The sequence below is a fragment of the Corynebacterium sp. HMSC034B08 genome (assembly GCF_001835805.1).
Taxonomy (GTDB): Bacteria; Actinomycetota; Actinomycetes; order Mycobacteriales; family Mycobacteriaceae; genus Corynebacterium; species Corynebacterium coyleae.
Map to the genome: position 1 here is coordinate 1 of NZ_KV825955.1, position 472 is coordinate 472.

1 protein-coding gene is annotated in these 472 nt (G+C 62.3%); it reads right to left on the minus strand.

What is annotated here, in order from left to right:
- On the minus strand, nt 1–472 hold a 472-nt coding region (locus tag HMPREF2656_RS05190; RefSeq protein ID WP_305764528.1), incomplete at both ends, for a glyceraldehyde 3-phosphate dehydrogenase NAD-binding domain-containing protein.

Genomic DNA, 472 nt, shown 5'->3' on the forward strand with positions numbered 1-472 from the left:
CCGGCGCGGTGAGCAGCACGCGGTCCACACCCTTGGCCTGCAGGTGCTGGGACAGACCCTCGCGGTCGCGCCACACGCCAGTGTTATCGACGACGATGGCGTTGTTAATGCCGTACGCCGTGTAATCAATCTCAGCCGGGTCGTTGGCGTAGATCATCTGGATCGGGGTGCCATTGGCCCAGATGATTTCCTTCTCCTCATCAACGGTGATCGTGCCGTTGAACGCACCGTGGACAGAGTCACGTCGCAGCAGGGAGGCACGCTTGATGATGTCAATGTCACCCTTCTTGCGCACCACCACCGCACGCAGGCGCACACCGCCGTACATTGCCTCACGCGCGATCAGGATGCGGGCGAGCAGACGGCCAATGCGACCGAAGCCGTAGAGCACAACGTCGCGTGCATCGAGCTCGGAGGAGGTACCGATGACGTCAGCGAGCTGCGCGTCCAGGAAGGCACGCAGATCCTTCTC